The sequence below is a fragment of the Mycoplana ramosa genome, from assembly GCF_041930185.1.
GTDB classification, from domain to species: domain Bacteria; phylum Pseudomonadota; class Alphaproteobacteria; order Rhizobiales; family Rhizobiaceae; genus Mycoplana; species Mycoplana ramosa.
This window is the reverse complement of the sequence record NZ_JBHEEW010000039.1, coordinates 1-672: the sequence shown is the minus strand read 5'-3', so window position 1 is coordinate 672 and position 672 is coordinate 1. Positions and strand designations below refer to the sequence as shown.

Genomic DNA, 672 nt, shown 5'->3' with positions numbered 1-672 from the left:
ATGGAATGGAATGGAATGGAATGGATTCAACCCGAATGGAATGGAAAGGAATGGAATCAACCCGAGTGGAATGGCATGGAATGGAATGGAATGGAATGGAATGGAATGGAATGGAATGGAATGGAATGGAATGGAATTAACCCGAATAGAATGGAATGGAATGGAATGGAACGGAATGGAACGAAATGGAATGGAATGGAATGGAATGGAATGGAATGGAATGGAATGCAATGGAATGGAATCAACCCGAGTGCAATGGAATGGAATGGAATGGAATGGAATGGAATCAACCCGAGTGCAATGGAATGGAATCGAATGGAATGGAATGCAATGGAATGGATTCAACTTGAATGGAATGGAAAGAATGGAATCAACACGAGTGGAATGGCATGGATTGGAATGGAATGGAATGGAATCAACGCGAGTGCAGGGGAATGGAATGGAATGGAATGCAATGGAATGGAATCATCCGGAATGGAATGGAAAGGAATGGAATGGAATGGAATGGAATGGAATGGAATGGAATGGAATGGAATCAACTCGATTGCAATCGAATGGAATGGAATGGAATTAACCCGAATAGAATGGAATGGAATGGAATGGAACGGAACGGAATGGAATGGAATGGAATGGAATGGAATGGAATGGAATTAAATGGAATGGAAAGGAATA

At 41.7% G+C, this 672-nt stretch carries 1 protein-coding gene; it reads left to right on the top strand.

Annotated features, from left to right (window positions below; genetic code table 11):
* Positions 1 to 654: hypothetical protein (locus tag JNC62_RS21140; protein WP_374841439.1), on the top strand; the 654-nt coding region annotated here is incomplete at its 5' end.
* Between the last annotated feature and the right edge of the window lie 18 nt (positions 655 to 672).